This window comes from Frankia sp. KB5, from assembly GCF_002099325.1.
Lineage (GTDB): Bacteria > Actinomycetota > Actinomycetes > Frankiales > Frankiaceae > Frankia > Frankia casuarinae.
Map to the genome: position 1 here is coordinate 1 of NZ_MRUJ01000017.1, position 17186 is coordinate 17186.

14 protein-coding genes are annotated in these 17186 nt (G+C 69.5%); 6 read left to right on the forward strand and 8 right to left on the reverse strand.

Translation table 11 applies throughout. The annotated features are described in order from the left end of the window. Positions 1–670 precede the first annotated feature (670 nt). Positions 671–1711: a Fic/DOC family N-terminal domain-containing protein gene (locus KBI5_RS01545; protein ID WP_241882600.1), complete on the forward strand. Its 1041-nt coding sequence runs from the start codon at positions 671–673 to the stop codon at positions 1709–1711. 32 nt (positions 1712–1743) lie between these two features. On the opposite strand, the gene KBI5_RS01550 is transcribed toward KBI5_RS01545, so the two are convergent. Next, the gene (locus KBI5_RS01550) at positions 1744–2004 is read right to left on the reverse strand and encodes a hypothetical protein (RefSeq protein ID WP_035730898.1); all 261 of its coding nucleotides are present in this window, start codon (positions 2002–2004) and stop codon (positions 1744–1746) included. A gap of 206 nt (positions 2005–2210) precedes the next feature. Here KBI5_RS01550 and KBI5_RS01555 point away from each other — a divergent pair, with 206 nt between their 5' ends. Further along, entirely contained in the window at positions 2211–2486 is a 276-nt protein-coding gene (locus tag KBI5_RS01555; RefSeq protein ID WP_085014109.1) for a hypothetical protein, read from the forward strand. 255 nt (positions 2487–2741) lie between these two features. On the opposite strand, the gene KBI5_RS01560 is transcribed toward KBI5_RS01555, so the two are convergent. Continuing rightward, positions 2742–3506 (reverse strand): SDR family NAD(P)-dependent oxidoreductase, encoded by a 765-nt coding sequence (locus KBI5_RS01560; protein WP_011435129.1) that lies wholly within the window; start codon positions 3504–3506, stop codon positions 2742–2744. Positions 3507–3854: 348 nt separating this feature from the next. Between KBI5_RS01560 and KBI5_RS01565 the strand changes: the two genes are divergently transcribed. Beyond that, positions 3855–6089 carry a DEAD/DEAH box helicase gene (locus KBI5_RS01565; protein ID WP_085014113.1) on the forward strand — a complete coding sequence of 745 codons (2235 nt, stop codon included), beginning with the start codon at positions 3855–3857 and terminating at the stop codon, positions 6087–6089. A 17-nt stretch (positions 6090–6106) separates the two neighbouring features. On the opposite strand, the gene KBI5_RS01570 is transcribed toward KBI5_RS01565, so the two are convergent. The 6 genes from KBI5_RS01570 to KBI5_RS01595 form a co-directional block, all read right to left on the reverse strand. After that, entirely contained in the window at positions 6107–6805 is a 699-nt protein-coding gene (locus tag KBI5_RS01570) for a succinate dehydrogenase iron-sulfur subunit (protein WP_085014110.1), read from the reverse strand. Further along, positions 6805–8559 (reverse strand): succinate dehydrogenase flavoprotein subunit, encoded by a 1755-nt coding sequence (gene sdhA / locus KBI5_RS01575; RefSeq protein WP_085014114.1) that lies wholly within the window; start codon positions 8557–8559, stop codon positions 6805–6807. The genes KBI5_RS01570 and sdhA overlap by 1 nt, the downstream gene beginning before the upstream one ends. A 48-nt stretch (positions 8560–8607) precedes the next feature. Continuing rightward, positions 8608–9069, reverse strand: a complete 462-nt coding sequence (locus tag KBI5_RS01580) for a succinate dehydrogenase hydrophobic membrane anchor subunit (RefSeq protein ID WP_085014111.1) — start codon at positions 9067–9069, stop codon at positions 8608–8610. Beyond that, on the reverse strand, positions 9069–9464 hold the full coding sequence (gene sdhC / locus KBI5_RS01585) for a succinate dehydrogenase, cytochrome b556 subunit (protein WP_011435134.1): 396 nt from the start codon (positions 9462–9464) through the stop codon (positions 9069–9071). The genes KBI5_RS01580 and sdhC overlap by 1 nt, the downstream gene beginning before the upstream one ends. A 250-nt stretch (positions 9465–9714) precedes the next feature. Continuing rightward, positions 9715–11739, reverse strand: a complete 2025-nt coding sequence (locus tag KBI5_RS01590) for a serine/threonine-protein kinase (RefSeq protein ID WP_085014112.1) — start codon at positions 11737–11739, stop codon at positions 9715–9717. 93 nt (positions 11740–11832) lie between these two features. Next, positions 11833–13992, reverse strand: coding sequence for a serine/threonine-protein kinase (locus tag KBI5_RS01595; RefSeq protein WP_085014115.1), 2160 nt, complete (start codon positions 13990–13992; stop codon positions 11833–11835). A gap of 121 nt (positions 13993–14113) precedes the next feature. Between KBI5_RS01595 and KBI5_RS01600 the strand changes: the two genes are divergently transcribed. From KBI5_RS01600 to KBI5_RS01610, 3 genes are all read left to right on the forward strand, one after another. Continuing rightward, positions 14114–14548: a cytidine deaminase gene (locus KBI5_RS01600; protein WP_035730893.1), complete on the forward strand. Its 435-nt coding sequence runs from the start codon at positions 14114–14116 to the stop codon at positions 14546–14548. Beyond that, on the forward strand, positions 14545–15849 hold the full coding sequence (locus tag KBI5_RS01605) for a thymidine phosphorylase (RefSeq protein WP_011435138.1): 1305 nt from the start codon (positions 14545–14547) through the stop codon (positions 15847–15849). Before KBI5_RS01600 ends, KBI5_RS01605 begins: the two co-directional genes overlap by 4 nt. 87 nt (positions 15850–15936) lie before the next feature. Beyond that, on the forward strand, positions 15937–17037 hold the full coding sequence (locus tag KBI5_RS01610) for an adenosine deaminase (protein ID WP_011435139.1): 1101 nt from the start codon (positions 15937–15939) through the stop codon (positions 17035–17037). Positions 17038–17186: the final 149 nt, after the last annotated feature.

Here is a 17186-nt window from a genome sequence, read left to right on the forward strand (position 1 = left end):
ATTCCCATTAGTAGGAGCAAACGCAGATTTTCTTCTACCGTTCGCGAGTCGAGGGCTTTCGTGTGTCTACGACAATGGAATGCGATATTTTCTCGATTTCGGCACTTCACGTGATCTGTTCAGGATTKACGCCAATCAATCTCTTCCTGGATTGGATCTTGAATGGGAAGCTACTGCGGGGGTCGGGGTAGCGAGACGAGATAAGCGCCGATCCCGTGCGCAGGCCCCGTACGGGACGTGTGACTCAGGGGCGCTTGGGCGCCAAGCGACCGTGTACACAACCCGACTTGYAACGGCCAAATTTGTAGAGCCTTCACTCATGACCTAGGTACTCCAGCCCGCCGTATCGCAGTCAGTGAMGGATGGGGTGGTTTTGGCGACGGCCTGTGCTCGGACCGAGGCGAGTCAAGGGCATGTCGTGCGATGGGTCGGCGGGGTGGCGCTGGGACGGGCTCTGCAAGCGGACTTGGAGCCGCGTGGGAAGATTTCAAGTTCTTGCCCGTAGACTTGGATTGTGGATCGGGATCGGTTCGAGCGCAGCCCTACTGGACATCTCGTCAAGATCACTGGAACTGACGGGCGGTCGGGCGTCGCGTACGAACATGTGGCCTTCCAGCCGGACCCGCTGGCGGGCRCCGAGCCGGCGCTGGCGGGAGGGACGTGGCGGAACGTGGCCCGCGCGGGGCGCGCTCTCGGTCGTCTCGATCAGGCTGGTCGACAGATTCCTGAGCCCGCCTTGCTACTGCAACCCACGCTTCGGACGGAGGCGCAGAGCACGTCCGCGTTGGAGGGGACCTTCGCTCCCCTGGAGGACGTGCTTGCGGCTGAGGTCACAGAGCCGACCTCGCAGAGCGAGGAGGTTCGGGAGGTCCTCAACTATGTCCGGGCGGCGGAGGCGGCCTTCGCGTGGATAGGCGATGGTCGCCCACTCACCGTAGCCGCGCTTTGTCWGGTGCATCGAGATCTCGTGCGTGGAACTCCTGCGGACACCCGTGATGCGGGGAGGATCCGCTCGATTCAGGTTGCGATCGGAAGCCGCGGTGGTGYGATCGACACCGCTCGCTTCGTCCCGTCGCCGCCCGGACTGGAACTGGACGCGGCTGTACGTGATCTGCTGGACTGGATCACCGTGGATTCGAAGTCCAYTGACCCGGTCGTGGCTGCGGCGATGGCGCACTATCAGTTCGAGACTCTTCATCCATTCAACGATGGAAACGGCAGAATCGGGCGGCTTCTCGTGGTCCTCGATCTTTGTTGGAAGGGGATACTCTCGGAGCCGTTGCTGGCTGTGTCGCCCTGGTTCGAGGTGCGTCGGGAAGAGTACCAGGACCATTTGAGGGAAGTTAGCGCAACGGGAGACTGGGACGGCTGGATCTCGTTCTTCTCCGAAGGTCTGGTCGAGTCCTGTGAGCGGACTATTCGGACAGTCGACGACCTCCTCGGTCTCCAGGCCGAATACGTGCGACGACTCAAGGTGGCGGGTCTGACCGGTGGGTTGGTCCGCGATATCATCGACGGGCTGATCGGGAGTCCGTTTGTCACGGTGCGTTCGGTCAGTGAAGATACCGGGAGGACTTTGCAGGCGGCGAGCAACGCCGTCGCCAGGCTTGTGGAGCTGGAAATTCTGCGGGAACGTACCGGGCGAAGCTATGGTCGTGTCTTTGAGGCGGTGGAGGTCACCTCAGTGCTACGGGCCCAATCGGGCCGCTGAGGGTTCGCCGGTACCGGCGTCGACTACGAGGGCTATGACGCCACCTCGTTGGAGAGGATCTCCTCCATGCGTTCGGAGATGTCCTGCCGGCCGCTGTGGCCTGCGCCCCGGGCGCCGAGCACGCGCCGTCCGTTGGTCGTCTCGCCCCGTTCGAGGAGTTCGGCGAGACCGGCCGGCACGATGGCGGCCAGCCGCTGGCCCTTGTCCGTCAGGTAGACGACCTGACCAGATGCGGCAGCCTCTCGGACGACCTCGGCAAGTTGGTCATCGGGTGGGAGCGGCATCTCCGTCATGGCGACATCGTAACTTCGGTTCACCCGCCCTACCCTCCGTCGATCATCTTGCCCCGGGGTGGGCCCATGTGGTCCCCTCGCCCAAGAACGGTTCGGCAGCTGGTCGTCGAAAATCTGGCTGCCATCTCACCCTATGGTCGATCAACGTGGCTGAAATCGCGCGCCCACGGAGAGGCCACGGCGCCTGTGAGTGCGAGGCTGGTGAGGTGACTCTGTCGAAGCGTGCGTCCTGGTTCTTGATCGCGGTCGGCGTCTGGACGTGGGCCATCTGGCCAAATTTCCTGCGGAACGTGTGGAAGGATGATCGTTCCTGGGACGACGGCCCGACTGGCTTCTTCACGGTCCACCTGGTCCTGACTGTCGCTTCCCTCGCCATCGGCTCCGTCGTTGGCTGGCTCGGCATCCGCGGCGCACGGGCCGTYCGCCATGGCGATACCGGTGATGATGCCTCATCCAGGYGGCTGATCAATTCGGGTCGTTGACATGCCGAAAGCGGCGGTAGTCTTCGAAACCGCTCCGTTTCATGATCGGCTCTACGTCGTGTGATTCTCCTGGCGTTGGGAAACAGGGGCTGACCTGCGCGGCTGCTTCGCGTTGATCGTCGTGTGTGGTCGCACCGAGTCCCAATTGAGTGATTGAGCGCGTGGGCCCACTCCGGGGGCGCGGAGCGGCGTGTCCCGGAAAATCCGGGACACGCCCGACCAGTCCGGCGCCAGGGGTTCCCGCGCGACGCGGTGTCAGCCGACCTGCTCGGTGGGCCGCATGAGCAGTTCGTTGATCGCGACCCGCCGCGGCCGGGTGACGATGTAGGCAACGGCGTCCGCGATGTCCTCGGACTGCATCGGCTCGATGTCGGCGATGCGGCGCATGACGATATTCCGGATCTCCTCGCGGATATGGGACCTCAGCTCGGTCTCGACGGAGCCCGGTTCGACCACCGAGACGCGCACGTGCCGGGCGGTGACCTCTTGGCGCAGCGACTCGGTGAACGCGTTCACCCCGAACTTGGTGAGGTTGTAGATGCCGGCGCCCATGGTGGCGTGCCGTCCCGCCACCGAGCTGATGTTCACCAGGTCCGCGACCTGGCGGGGGCCGCCGTCCGCGGCAGTGAGCAGATGCGGCAGCGCCGCATGGGTGACGTACAGCAGGCCCTGCAGGTTCAGGGCCACCATCCGGTCCCACTCCTCGGTCGGCGCGTCGAGGATCGGCCCGGGCAGCATGATACCGGCGTTGTTGACGACGGTATCGAGCCGGCCGAGCTCCGCCACGGTGCGCTTCACCGCGTCGGCGGCCTGGGCCTGGTCGGTGATGTCCAGCGGGAGGGGGAGGGCGGTGCCGCCGGCGCCGGTGATGTCGGCGGCGAGGCGCTCGAGCCGGTCGCCGCGCCGCGCGACCAGCGCCATCGCGGCGCCGTGCCGGGCCAGCTCGCGGGCGGTCGCCTCACCGATGCCGCTGCTCGCACCGGTCACCAGGGCAACGGTGCCGTCCAGCCGTTCGCTCATGTGTACGCGCTCCTGAGTCGTGGGCGAGTCGCCGGGTCAGTCAGCGTGGTCAGGCGCCCTACCTGGAGCGGCTGGAAGAGGGTGCCGCGGCCGGCCGCACGAACCGGTGGAACCCGGCGACAGGCACTGTCCGGTCATGCCGGGCGAAGCCTACCGTGATCGGGTATCTGCCGAGCCGTCACGGTGACTCCGTCCCGCTGTGACCTGGGACGATCCGATCTTGTCGGTGGCATCGGGTAGACACCTCTCATGGCAGCAGACGAGACGACCTCCGCGCTTCCGGGGGCTTCCGGCCCGGCGTCGCCGGTCGCGCATGCCCCGGATCGGGCGGAGGCCTGGCCGGGCCCGATGTTCCCGGCGGGCCTGGCGGACCCGGCGGAACCGGGGCCCGGTGGGCTGCGGGAGCGCGCGGAGGAGCTGCTGCGGGCGCTTGCCGGGCCGGCCGCGGCGCTGCGCGAGGACCAGTGGCAGGCCATCGACGCGCTCGTGACCCACCGGCGCCGGGTGCTGCTCGTCCAGCGCACCGGTTGGGGCAAGTCGGCGGTGTACTTCCTCGCCACGGCACTGCTCCGCGGCGCAGCGGGACGCGCTGCTCCGACGGTGATCGTCTCCCCGTTGCTCGCGCTCATCCGCAACCAGGCGGCGGCCGCGGCGAGGCTGGGCATCCGCGCCGGCGAGATTCACTCCGGCAACGTGACCGAGTGGGACGAGGTCTACGCGGCGTTGCGGTCGGGCGAGCTCGACGTGCTGCTCGTCGGGCCGGAGCGGCTGAACAATCCGACCTTCCGGGACGACTACCTGCCCGAGCTCGCCGCCACCACCGGGTTGCTCGTCATCGACGAGGCGCACTGCATCTCCGACTGGGGGCACGACTTCCGGCCCGACTACCGGCGGCTGCGCACTCTCGTCGCCGGGCTGCGTCCGYGGGTCCCGGTGCTGGCCACGACGGCCACCGCCAACACCCGCGTGGTCGAGGACGTCAGTGAGCAGCTCGGAACCTCCGCTCCCGCCGGCCCGGCGTCCGCCGGGACGTTGGTGCTACGCGGGAGTCTCGATCGGGAGAGCCTGCGGCTCGCGGTCGTGTCGCTGCCGCAGGCCGAGCACCGGTTCGGCTGGCTCGCCGACCATCTCGGCGAGCTGCCCGGATCGGGGATCGTCTACACGCTGACGAAGGCGGCGGCGGAGGAGCTGACCATCTTTCTGCGCGGTCAGGGTCATGCCGTCGCCACCTATCACGGTGGCATCGAGGCGGCCGAGCGCATCGTCGCCGAGGAGGATCTGCTCGCGAACCGGGTCAAGGCGCTGATCGCCACCAGCGCGCTCGGAATGGGCTTCGACAAGCCGGACCTCGGCTTCGTCGTCCACATCGGAGCTCCGTCGTCGCCGATCTCCTACTACCAGCAGATCGGCCGGGCCGGCCGGGCGCTCGACACGGCCGAGGTCGTGCTCCTCCCGGCGGCTGAGGACCGGGACATCTGGCGCTACTTCGCGGACACCTCTTTTCCGCCGGAGCACGTCGTCCGCCGGGTGCTCGGAGTGCTCGCGGGCGCCGACCGGCCGCTGTCGACCCAGGCGTTGCTCGCGTCCGTCGACCTCGGCCCCAGCCGACTCGACCAGATGCTGAAGGTTCTCGACACCGACGGGACGGTCCGGCGAGTCAGGGGCGGCTGGGTGAGTACCGGTGAGCCCTGGTTGTACGACGAGGAGCGTTACCGGCGTGTCGCCGCGGCGCGCTCTCGGGAGCAGCAGGCGATGCTCGACTACATCGTGACGACCGGCTGCCGGATGGAGTTCCTGCGCCGGCAGCTCGACGATCCCCACGCGGCGGCCTGCGGGCGGTGTGACCGGTGCACCGGTCGGTCGTGGTCGTCCGCGGTCTCGGAGTCCTCGCGGACGCGGGCCCGGGATGAGCTGCGCCGGGCGGGCGTCCCGGTCGAACCGCGGCGGATGTGGCCGACTGGGATGGGCCGGCTCGGGGTCGACCTGGCCGGGCGTATCCCGGCGTCGGCCGCTGCCGAGCCCGGGCGGGCGCTCGCCCGACTCAGCGATGTGGGCTGGGGCAACCGRCTGCGCCCGATGTTCACGTCTGCCACCCTCGCTGTGCCCGGCGCCGCTGTGCCCGGCGCCGCTGTGCCCGGCGCCGCTGTGCCCGGCGCCCTCGACGGCCCGCTTCCCGGCGATCTCGTCGAGGCGGTGGTCGCAACGCTCGCCGGTTGGGGATGGCAGCGGCGGCCGGTGGCCGTCGTGTCGATCGCGTCCCGCAGCCGGCCCCGGCTCATCGCGAGCCTCGCCGAGCGCATTTCCACCATCGGACGCCTGCCGCTGCTGGGGCAGCTCGACCGGGTCGCCGGCGGGCCGCACACCGGGCAGGTGCACAACAGCGCGCACCGGCTCGCCGGCCTGTGGGATGCGTTCACGGTCTCCCCGGCCCTTGCYGCCGCCCTGGGCGAGCTCGGCGGCCCGGTGCTGCTCGTCGATGATCGGATCGTCACCGGCTGGACGATGACGGTCGCCGCTCGCCTGCTCCGGCAGGCCGGAGCGCCGTCGGTGCTGCCGTTCGCGCTCGCGGTGGACACCGCATGACCGGCCGGGAGGAAGGCTCAGACGCGGCGGAACAACAGCGCCCGCTTGACTTCCTGGATGGCCTTGGTCACCTGGATGCCGCGTGGACAGGCGTCGGTGCAGTTGAAGGTGGTCCGGCAACGCCAGACCCCCTCGCGTTCGTTGAGGATCTCCAGGCGCTCGTCGGTACCGGAGTCACGGCTGTCGAAGATGAACCGGTGGGCCGCGACGATCGCCTGCGGGCCGAAGTAGTCGCCGTCGGTCCAGAACACCGGGCACGCGGTGGTGCACGCCGCGCACATGATGCACTTGGTCGTGTCGTCGAAGCGGGCCCGGTCCTCGGTGGACTGCAGCCGCTCGCGGGTCGGCTCGTGGTCGTCCGTGATCAGGTAGGGCTTCACTGCCCGGAACGCGTCGAAGAACGGTTCCATGTCGACGATGAGGTCCTTCTCTACCGRCAGACCTTTGATCGGTTCGATGGTGATCTCCGAGCCGAGGTCCTTCACCAGCACCTTGCAGGCGAGGCGGTTGGCGCCGTTGACCCGCATCGCATCCGAGCCGCACACCCCGTGCGCGCAGGACCGGCGGAAGGCGAGCGTCCCGTCGAGGTTCCACTTGACCCACATGATTGCGTCGAGCAGCCGGTCGCTCGGATCGAACGGCACCTGGTAGCTCTCCCAGTGCGCCTCGTCGACCGTCTCCGGGTCGTAGCGACGGATCTTGAGGGTGACTGTCATCAGTACTTGCGCTCCATCGGCTGGTAGCGGGTCATGACAACCGGCTTGTAGTCCAGGCGGATCTCCGCCTCCGGCGAGGCGGCCACCAGCGGCCCCGACCGGTAGGCCATCGTGTGGCGCATGAAGTTGACGTCGTCCCGGTTCGGGTAGTCCTCACGGGAGTGGCCGCCGCGGGACTCGTTGCGGGCCATCGCCCCGATGACCAGGACCTCGGCGAGGTCCAGCAGGAAGCCGAGCTCCACCGCTTCGAGCAGTTCGGTGTTGTAGCGACGCCCCCGGTCGGACACGCCCACCCGCTGGTAACGCGTCTTGAGGCCGGAGATGTCGCTCAGCGCCTGCTTGAGCGTCGCCTCCGTCCGGTACACCGAGGCGTTGACGTCCATCGACTCCTGCAGTTCGCGCCGGATCGCGGCCGCGTTCTCGGTTCCGGCGCCCGCGCGCAGGCGCCCGAGCAGGTCCTCGACGAACGACGCCGGGTTCTCCGGGAGGTCGACGTGCTGTGCGTTCGCGTTCGCATACTCGGCGGCGGCGATGCCAGCCCGCCGGCCGAATACGTTGATGTCGAGCAGCGAGTTGGTGCCCAGCCGGTTCGCGCCATGCACGGACACGCACGCCACCTCGCCGGCCGCGTACAGACCGGGCACGACCGTGTCGTTGTCCGCGAGCACCTGCGCGTCCACGTTGGTCGGGATGCCGCCCATCGCGTAGTGCGCCGTCGGCTGGATCGGGATCGGGTCGTTGTACGGTTCGATGCCGAGATAGGTCCGAGCGAACTCGGTGATGTCGGGCAGCTTTGCGTCGAGGTGCTCCGGCGGCAGGTGGGTGAGGTCAAGGTAGACGTGGTCGGCGTCCGGGCCGCAGCCGCGGCCGGCACGGATCTCGGTGTAGATGGCGCGAGCCACCATGTCGCGTGGCGCAAGGTCCTTGATGGTTGGGGCGTAGCGCTCCATGAAGCGTTCGCCGTCCTTGTTGCGTAGGATTCCGCCCTCGCCGCGGGCACCCTCGGTGAGGAGAATCCCCATCTTCCAGATGCCGGTCGGATGAAACTGGAAGAACTCCATGTCCTCCAGCGGGATGCCCCGCCGGAACGCCAGACCCATTCCGTCACCGGTCAGTGTGTGCGCGTTGGAGGTGACCTTGAAGACCTTGCCGAAACCGCCGGTGGCGAACACCACCGACTTGGCCTGGAAGATGTGGATCTCTCCGGTCTTCAGCTCGTAGGCGACCACCCCGGCCGCCGCGCCCTTCTGTAGTAGCAGGTCGAGGACGTAGAACTCGTTGAAGAACTCGATGTCGTGCTTGACGCACTGCTGGTACAGCGTCTGCAGGATCATGTGCCCGGTGCGGTCCGCCGCGTAGCAGGAGCGGCGCACCGGGGCCTTGCCGTGGTCGCGGGTATGGCCGCCGAACCGGCGCTGGTCGATGCGACCCTCGGGCGTCCGGTTGAACGGCARCCCCATCTTCTCCAGGTCGAGGACAGCGTCGATGGCCTCCTTCGCCATGATTTCCGCGGCGTCCTGGTCGACCAGGTAGTCACCGCCCTTGATCGTGTCGAAGGTGTRCCACTCCCAGTTGTCCTCCTCGACGTTGGCCAGGGCGGCACACATGCCGCCCTGCGCCGCGCCGGTGTGCGAGCGGGTGGGATAGAGCTTGGTGARCACGGCGGTCCGGCAGCGGGTGCCCGCCTCGATGGCGGCACGCATGCCGGCTCCACCCGCACCGACGATGACTGCGTCGTACCTGTGGACCTGCACGCCTACCTCCATCCGTCCGATGCTGGGGTCACGGGATCACCGGCGCGTTCAGATGTCGGGATCGAAGGTGAAGATGAYGAGGGTGCCGAGGGCGACGACCAGGAACGCCGAGGTATAGAGTAGCGTCTTCAGCCAGAACCGGGTCTGGGGCCGCCCGGCGTAGTCGTTGATGATCGTGCGCAGGCCGTTGGTGCCGTGCAGCTCCGCCAGGAGCAGCATCACCAGGTCCCAGGTGCGCCAGAACGGTGACGCCCAGCGGCCGGCGACGAATCCGAAGTTCACCCGCTGCACCCCGCCGTCGAGGATGTTCATGATGAACAGGTGGCCGAGCACCAGAAAGAACAACAGCAGGCCGCTGACCCGCATGAATACCCAGGCGTAGAGCTCGAAGTTGGTGCGCGCCTTGGCGCTGCCCGGCTTCCCCCGCCGGCGGGAGAGCCCGGGGGTGCGGGGCGCGACGAGTTCCGGCGCGCGCGGGCCCGCCGGGCCACCGGGGGGAGCGGTCGTCATCAGGTCGTGCTCCCGAACAGCGTCTCGAAGGTGTGCAGCAGCATGCGGGAGGCGGCCGCAACCAGCAGCACGACGAAGATGACGAGCTCGACGTACAGCATCTGCTTCTGGTATCTCGGGCCGGACTCCCAGAAGTCGATCAACATGATCCGGATGCCGTTGAGGGCGTGGTACAGCACCGCCGCGACCAGGCCGACCTCGAGCAGGTTGACGATCGGGCTCTTGTAGACCTCGATCACCTCGTTGTACGACGTGGGGGAGACCCGGACGAGAGCGGTGTCGAGCACGTGGGCGAAGAGGAAGAAGAAGACCAGGACACCGGTGATCCGGTGGGCCACCCAGGACCACATACCCTCTCGACCGCGGTACAGCGTGCCCGCTGGTGCCTTCGGCAATGAAAGCTCCTCCGGATCGGCCCAGCCGATGGGCCGGAAAGGTCATGTCTGGGGGCGCTCTGGCGACCCGACACATCGTCGAGACGATGGTGCATCTCACCCAGATGCTAGTGCCGGGCCTGGTGGAGGGCATGTTCGGGCCGGGCGCGTCCGGGTGAACTCGGCCACAGGCGGCACTGGGACGCCCCACCCCCGGTTCCGGCGCCGTCCGGTGCCGGCCCGCTCCCCGAGCCGTCCCTCGACCGGGTCGTCAGGGCACGAAGGTGGTGGTTCCGGTCGGCGCCGGTGCCGTCGTCGAAACGACGGGCGGCGTTGTGCCCCCTGGAGAGGCCGGCGCCGTCCGGCTCGGCGAGGGGGTGACCCTGGGGGGTGGTGTCTGGGTCGGCGGCGGGGAGGTCTGAACCTGGGTGCTCGGCTGGGGAGTCGGGGTGGGTGTCTCCGTCGTCGGCGTCGTCGTTGGGGTCGCGGACGACGACGGCCGGGGGCGGGGGGTATAGCGCGGGGAGTCCGGGGCGACTACCTCAGACGCGGCGGACCGTGAAGTCACGGCCGGGGGGGATGAAGCGATGGTCGCGATGGGCGGTGGCGTGGTCTGCTGCGCGGTGACATCGTTCGGCCCGGGGGTCGAGCCGCCGGAGGTCAGACCGACGGTCAGGGCGATGGCCGCGCCCATCACGAGCATGGCCGCTCCGGCCACGACCGCGATCGTCCGCTGCCGACGCCGCTGGGGGTCGCCCGGTCCGCGACCGTGTCCGTCGTGGCGGGCAGGCTCGGCGCGGCGCCGGGCCTCGCCGAGGGGCAACAGTCCGGCGGCGTGATTGTCGTCGTCGAACAGATCCAGGTCGGAGGTCGCCGACACGGGGGTGACCGCGCCGATGCGGGTCACGTCGTCGTCCACCGAAGGCCCCGCCACGCTGTTGAGCCCGATGCTGGTCGGCGCGTCGTGGTCGGGGTCGGGCCGCGTCCGGCCGGGCGGTGCTGCGCGGTTCTGCGGCGTGGTCCGATCCGGCGGGATCACGCGGTTCGATGGGCCGGCGCGGTCGGGTTCCCTACGACCGGTGCGCGACCCGGCAGCGCCCGCGGCCGCCACGGCGGCCCCGCCAAGGGGGTTGAGCAGGGGATCCACGGTGACGTCGCGGTCAGCGGGGACGGGCGGCGCGGCGGCGGACGCCGGGCGGTTCGCCGGGCCCGGGACAGCCCCCTGGTCTCCCACGGCCGCCGAAGCTGCCTCGCCCGCCTGGACTCCCGCGGTCCCGGCGACACCGCCGCTCGACCCCGACCGGGAATCCGCGGCCGGTCCGGCGCCTGCTGCCGGCTCGGCCGGGTCGTCGAGGTTCTCCAGGCCGACGTCGACGGAACTCGCGTCCGTCTCCTCGTCAGTCCGAGGACGGGCGTGCATGACCGAAGCCGGTACCGGATTCGCATTGCGCGCGATCGGGATCAGCCGCCGGCGGATCTCCGTCACGTCGGGCCGCTCCTCGGCCGRCCGGTCCATCAGGTCACTGAGCAGGTTGCGCAACGGACCGGCTAGCCGGAAGGCCCGCCGGCGGCCCTCCACCACGGCGGTCAGTACGGCGTAGGTCTCCGGGCCCTCGAACGGAGGCTGACCCTCGACGGCCGAGTACAGCGTCGCGCCGAGCCCCCACAGGTCGCTCGCGGGAGTACCGGAGGAGCCCCGGACCCGCTCGGGAGCGATGTAGGCCGGGGAACCGACCAGGGCCCCAGTGCCGGTCAGGGTCACGTCGCCCTCGGTCGCGGCGATGCCGAAGTCGGTGAGCCGCACCCGGCCGTCCCGCCCGAGCAGGACGTTCCCGGGCTTGACGTCGCGGTGGAGCACGCCCGCCGAATGAGCCGCGGCGAGCGCGTCGGTCAGCGCCAGCCCGATCGCGGCGACCTGGTCGAAAGGCAGCGGGCCCTGGTTGCGGATCACATCGCCGAGGCTGTCCGCGTCGACGAGTTCCATGATGATCCAGTGCCGCTGATGTTCCTCGACCACGTCGTACACCGAGACGATGGCGGGACTGTGCAGCCTGGCCAGGGCGCGGGCCTCGCGAAGAACCCGGGCCCGAATCGCGTCGCGCTCGTTCTGCGCGCCGGCCATCGGCACGAGGATCTCTTTGATGGCGACCGGACGCTGGAGTAGTTCGTCCTCACCGCGCCAGACGACACCGGCTCCACCACGCCCGATGGGCGTGTCGAGCCGGTAGCGTTGCGCTACGTAGCGAGGTGTGCCGTGCCGGGAGGTGTCCGGGGGCACGCTTGCCGATTTAGCCATCGTGTCAAGTCTGACAGATGGACTGATGCGCGCGCCGGACGGCCCRCATCTTTCCGAACACTACGGGCACCGCAAATCCATCGATGACCGACATCACGGACCGGGYCGGAAGGTGGCGAACAACTGGCGCATCAACGGTTGATCCTGCAGCCACAGATCCTCCCTGGTATGCCAGTACAGGGCATATCCGTGGCCGTTGCGAATCGCACCCCGGTTGAGCACATGCACCATGACCCCGTCCGACCCGCGGTACCCGAACTCCCAGTCGGCCTGGTTGGTGYCATCCCCACCATCGCTGGGAGCCAGCCGTATCTGCCGATAATCCCGCACGCTCTGCCGGAAGCCGGCCTCGTTGCGTTGCCAGTCGCCGATGGCAGAGGTGTTTGCCTGCCTGACGCTACCGACACGTAGGAAGGACCGGGTAGCCGGGTCCACGAAGTCGACGTTTCCGGGTCCGCCGGGCCCCTCGCGGCGCTGCCAGTCCRAGGGGTACGCCACGGACCAGCCGGCGGTGGGATCGACGTAGGACACCCAGCCAGGCGGGCCCGTAACCGGGGTGGTTTCCCGGGCGACGGGGTCCCTGGCCGCCGCCGGATCCGCCAGGGCCGACCCGCCGGCTCCGGTCGGCGACGAGATGCCGCCGGTCTGGTTGGCCGAGGTGTCGCGGCTCCTGTCGTCCGGGCCCCCTGTCACCACGATCACGATGCCAATGATCGCGGCGGCGACCAGCGCCACGAGCGTCGCCACGGCGATGGTCACGCGACGTCGATCCCCGGCGCCGGGGTCGCGTGGCGGATCTTCCGCCGGCCCGATTCCTGCCGGCTCGATTCCCGCCGGCCCGTCGGGCGCCGGCCGCAGCCGGGCGGTCGACGGCGGGGAGGCCGGTGCGGCAGTGGCGAAGAGATTAGCCAGTTCGACGTCGCCGCCGGTGAGACCGTTGCCGTGCCCTCGGCCGATGAGCCGGGCCCGGGCCGGGATTCCGCCCAGGGCACGCATCCGGTCGATCGAGTGCATGCGCTCCAACGGCCCGGTGGGACGGGACCGAGGTGTCCGCGACGGCGTGGCCTCCTGACGCGTCTCGGTGTCCTGACGCGTCTCGGTGTCCTGACGCGTCTCGGTGTCCTGACGCGTCTCGGTGTCCTGACGCGTCTCGGTGTCCTGACGCGTCTCGGTGTCCGGCGTGGTCAGGGCGGCCACCGGTGCCGGGACGGCACTGATCCCGGAGACGGCACTGGTCTCCGACCGGACCTCGGTCTCCGGGAACCCGGTGACGTCGCCGGAGGGGACGGCTTCGGTGGCGGACTCGGCCGGTGTGGTCGGTATGGCCCGTGCGGCCGGGGAGGTGGTACGTGTCGATGAGCGGGGGCGAGTGGGCCGAGAAGGACGCGAGGGCCGGCGGACCGCATCTCGTTCGACTATCTCGCGCAGTCGCCTGCGTACGACGGTGAGCGGTGGTCGGCTCGCCTCGTGCGGGGCCATCAGGTCGTCGATCACCGGTATAAGCGGTCCGGCCAGCCGGAAGGGCTGGCGTCGTCCCTGAACCAGGGCGGCGAGCACCGAAATCGGGTCACCGCCGGTGAAGGGCGGGTAACCTTCGACGGTGGTGAACAGCGTGGCGCCCAGTCCCCACCGGTCACCCGCGGCGCTGCCGGCATCGCCACGGGCGCGTTCCGGCGGCAGGTAGGCGGGGGAGCCCATCACCATCCCGGTGCTGGTAAGCCGGGGATCCCCCTGGCTGACCGCGATGCCGAAGTCGGTCAGCCGGGCCCGGCCGTCCGCGGTCACCAGCACGTTGCTCGGCTTGACGTCGCGGTGCACCACGCCGAGCCGGTGCGCGGCCTCCAGGGCGTAGGCGAGGCTGATGCCGATCCGGCACGTCTCCTCGACCGGCAGCGGTCCGCGATCGTTGATGATTGTGGCGAGGGACCGGCCGTCAACGTATTCCATGATGATCCAGGGCAGCTCGCCATCGTCGATGACGTCGAGGACGGCGACGGCACCGGGATGATGCAGCCGACCGGCGGCGCGCGCCTCGCGCAGGACCCGCTCGCGGGTCAGGCCGCGTTCGTCCGCGTTCTCCCCGAGCGGCAGCCGTACTTCCTTGACTGCAACCACGCGCTGGAGCAGCTCGTCGGTGGCCCGGTGCACGACGCCGAATCCGCCGCGTCCGATGACCCCGTCGAGCCGGTACCGTCCCCCGACGAGGGTCACCGCCCTGGCCGAACCCGGATTGTCCGGGGACTCGCCTGCCATCCCGTCGTCCCTTCCGATCGCCGGTGGGGCCCGCGTCCATGGGATCACATCGTGGCCGGATCGTGGGGGGTCGGGCATGCTGGCGACAGCGACCGAACGGACCACGGACATGGGGTGGAGTGTGAACGACAAAGACTGGGAGCGGTTGCGGAACGCTGCTGTCCGTGTCGCACAGAGTGCCTACGCGCCCTACTCGGGTCTGCGGGTTGGTGCTGCCGCACTGGTCGTGGATCTGCCGGACGCCGCCGGACGTACCACCGGTGACGACCCGTGGATCGTCGTCGGCTGCAATGTCGAGAACGCGTCCTACGGCCTCGGGCTGTGCGCCGAATGCGGTCTCGTCTCGGCGCTGCACGCCAGAGGCGGTGGTCGGCTGCTGGCGTTCGCTTGCGTCGACTCCGACGGTGCGCCGTTGGCGCCCTGCGGACGGTGCCGTCAGCTGCTCTACGAGCACGGCGGGCCGGATCTGCTCGTCGCCATGGGCGACGGCGTGCGCACCATCGCGGACCTGCTCCCCGCAGCGTTCGGACCGCACGATCTGCCGGGTGTCGCGTGAGCGGAAGCTTCGACGTCGTCGATCTGATCCGGGCCAAGCGGGACGGTCGACCCGTCGATCCCCGGGCCGTCGACTGGCTCGTCGACGCCTACACCCGGGGTCTGGTTGCCGACGAGCAGATGTCGGCGTACCTGATGGCGGTGGTGTGGCGCGGGATGACTCCCGCCGAGCTGGACCGCTGGACCGCCGCAATGATCGACAGTGGGGAGCGCCTGGATCTGACCGGTGTGGGACGTCCCACCGTCGACAAACACTCCACCGGAGGGGTCGGCGACAAGGTCTCGCTCGTGCTGGTGCCGCTGGTCGCCGCCTGTGGGGCCGCGGTCCCACAGCTCGCCGGGCGGGGGCTCGGTCACACCGGTGGAACGCTGGACAAGATGGAGGCGATCCCCGGCTGGCGGGCGGATCTGTCGGCCGCCCGGATGCGTGAGCTCCTCGCCGAGGTGGGTGCGGTGATCGCCGCCGCGGGTGCCGGCCTCGCCCCGGCCGACCGCCGGCTCTACGCGCTGCGGGACGTCACCGGAACCGTCGAGTCGATCCCGCTCATCGCATCGTCGATCATGAGCAAGAAGATCGCCGAGGGCACGTCGGCGCTGGTCCTGGACGTCAAGGTCGGCTCCGGGGCCTTCATGACGTCGGTGGATGAGGCCCGTGAGCTCGCCCGGACGATGGTTCGGATCGGCGTTGCCGCCGGGGTCCGCACCGAGGCCCTGCTGACCGGGATGGACCATCCCCTCGGCCGGACCGCCGGGCATGCGCTGGAGGTGGCCGAGGCCGTGGAGACCCTCCGTGGTGGTGGGCCGGCGGATCTGGTGGAGGTCACCGTCGCGCTGGCCAGGGTGATGATCGACCTCGTCGCCGCCGAACTCGGCCACCGGTCCGGTGCTCTTCATGATCCCGCGCAGGTACTGGCTGCCGGGGACGCTTTTGCGGTGTGGCGGGCGATGGTCGCGGCCCAGGGCGGCGATCCGGACGCGCCGCTTCCGGCGGCGAGCCATGTCGAGACCGTCCCCGCGCCGGCGACCGGCCATCTCCACCGCCTGGACGCCCGAGCGGTCGGCCTGGCGGCCTGGCGGCTTGGCGCGGGCCGGGTCCGCAAGGAGGACGCGGTCTCCGCGACGGCGGGCGTGCGGTGGCGGGTGGGAATCGGTGACCCGGTCACGGCCGGCGAGCCGTTGCTGGAACTGCACACCGATGACCCGGCCAGCGTCGAGCGGGCCCGGGAGGCCCTGGCGGGAGCGGTGGAGGTCGCCGCGACRCCGCCCCCGAGCACACCGCTTGTCCTCGATCACATCAGCTGAACCGGTCCCGGCGGTCCGGGTCGTCATCGTGCCGTCGCTGTTCTGTCGTACCCGTGGCCTACCGTCGAGACGATGACGGAGGACATGATGACGAACGACGCACGGTCCCCGACGATCACGGTCGAGGATATCCGCCGGGTACCGAAGGTACTGCTTCATGATCATCTTGATGGCGGGCTCCGGCCGGCCACGGTGGTAGAGCTCGCCGACGAGACCGGTTACCGCGATCTGCCGACCACGGACGTCCACGCCCTGAGCACCTGGTTCCGTGGCGGCGCGCACAGCGGTTCGCTCGTCCGCTACCTGGAGACGTTCCGGCACACGGTGGGGGTGATGCAGACCCAGGATGCGATCATGCGGGTGGCGCGGGAGTGCGCGGAGGATCTCGCGGCCGACGGCGTCGTCTACGCCGAGGTACGGTTCGCACCCGAGCTGCACCTCGAGCGCGGGCTGTCCCTGGACGCGGTGGTCGAGGCCGTGCTTGACGGGTTCCGAGCCGGTTCGGCCGGCACACCGCTGCACCTTCGCGCCCTGCTCACCGCGATGCGCCATCAGGCCCGTTCGCTGGAGATCGCGCAGCTCGCGGTCCGGTGGCGCGATGCCGGCGTGGTCGGGTTCGACATCGCGGGCGCCGAGGCGGGTAATCCGCCCACCCGTCACCTGGATGCCTTCCAATACATCCAGCGGGCGAACGGCCACTTCACGATCCATGCGGGCGAGGCGTTCGGCCTGCCGTCGATCTGGGAGGCCGTGCAGTGGTGCAACGCCGATCGGCTGGGGCACGCAGTGCGCATCGTCGATGACATCACGGTCGATCCGGACGGTAAGGCGATCCTCGGTGATCTCGCGAACTACGTGCGCGACGTCCGGGTGCCGCTGGAGATGTGTCCCTCGTCGAACGTGCACACCGGAGCCGCGCCAAGCATCGAGCGGCACCCCATCGGGCTGCTTCGCCGGCTGCAGTTCCGGGTCACGGTCAACACGGACAACAGGCTGATGAGCGGCGTGTCGCTGTCGAGTGAGTTCGCGACCCTCGTGGACGTCAACGGCTACGGYTGGTCCGACATCCGCTGGCTTACCCTCAACGCGATGAAGTCCGCCTTCCTGCCCTTCGACCGGCGGCTCGATTTCATCAACGACGTCATCAAGCCGGGCTATGCGGAGCTCGTCTCCGCGGAGTCAGCCTGATGAGCGGTGGTCCGCTGAGCGGTGGTCCGCTGAGCGGCGGTCCGCCGGGCGCTGAACCCGATCTGCTTGGTAGCGGGATCTCCGGGTCCGGGACGTCCGGGCCGGTGAGGCCCGCCTCGGATGTCCCGGTGAGGCCCGCCTCGGATGTC

What these genes read in the sequence shown, in the direction of transcription:
- KBI5_RS01550 (WP_035730898.1), bottom strand. Translation starts at nt 2,004, where the DNA reads ATGACGGAGATGCCGCTCCCACCCGATGACCAACTTGCCGAGGTCGTC.
- KBI5_RS01560 (WP_011435129.1), bottom strand. Translation starts at nt 3,506, where the DNA reads ATGAGCGAACGGCTGGACGGCACCGTTGCCCTGGTGACCGGTGCGAGC.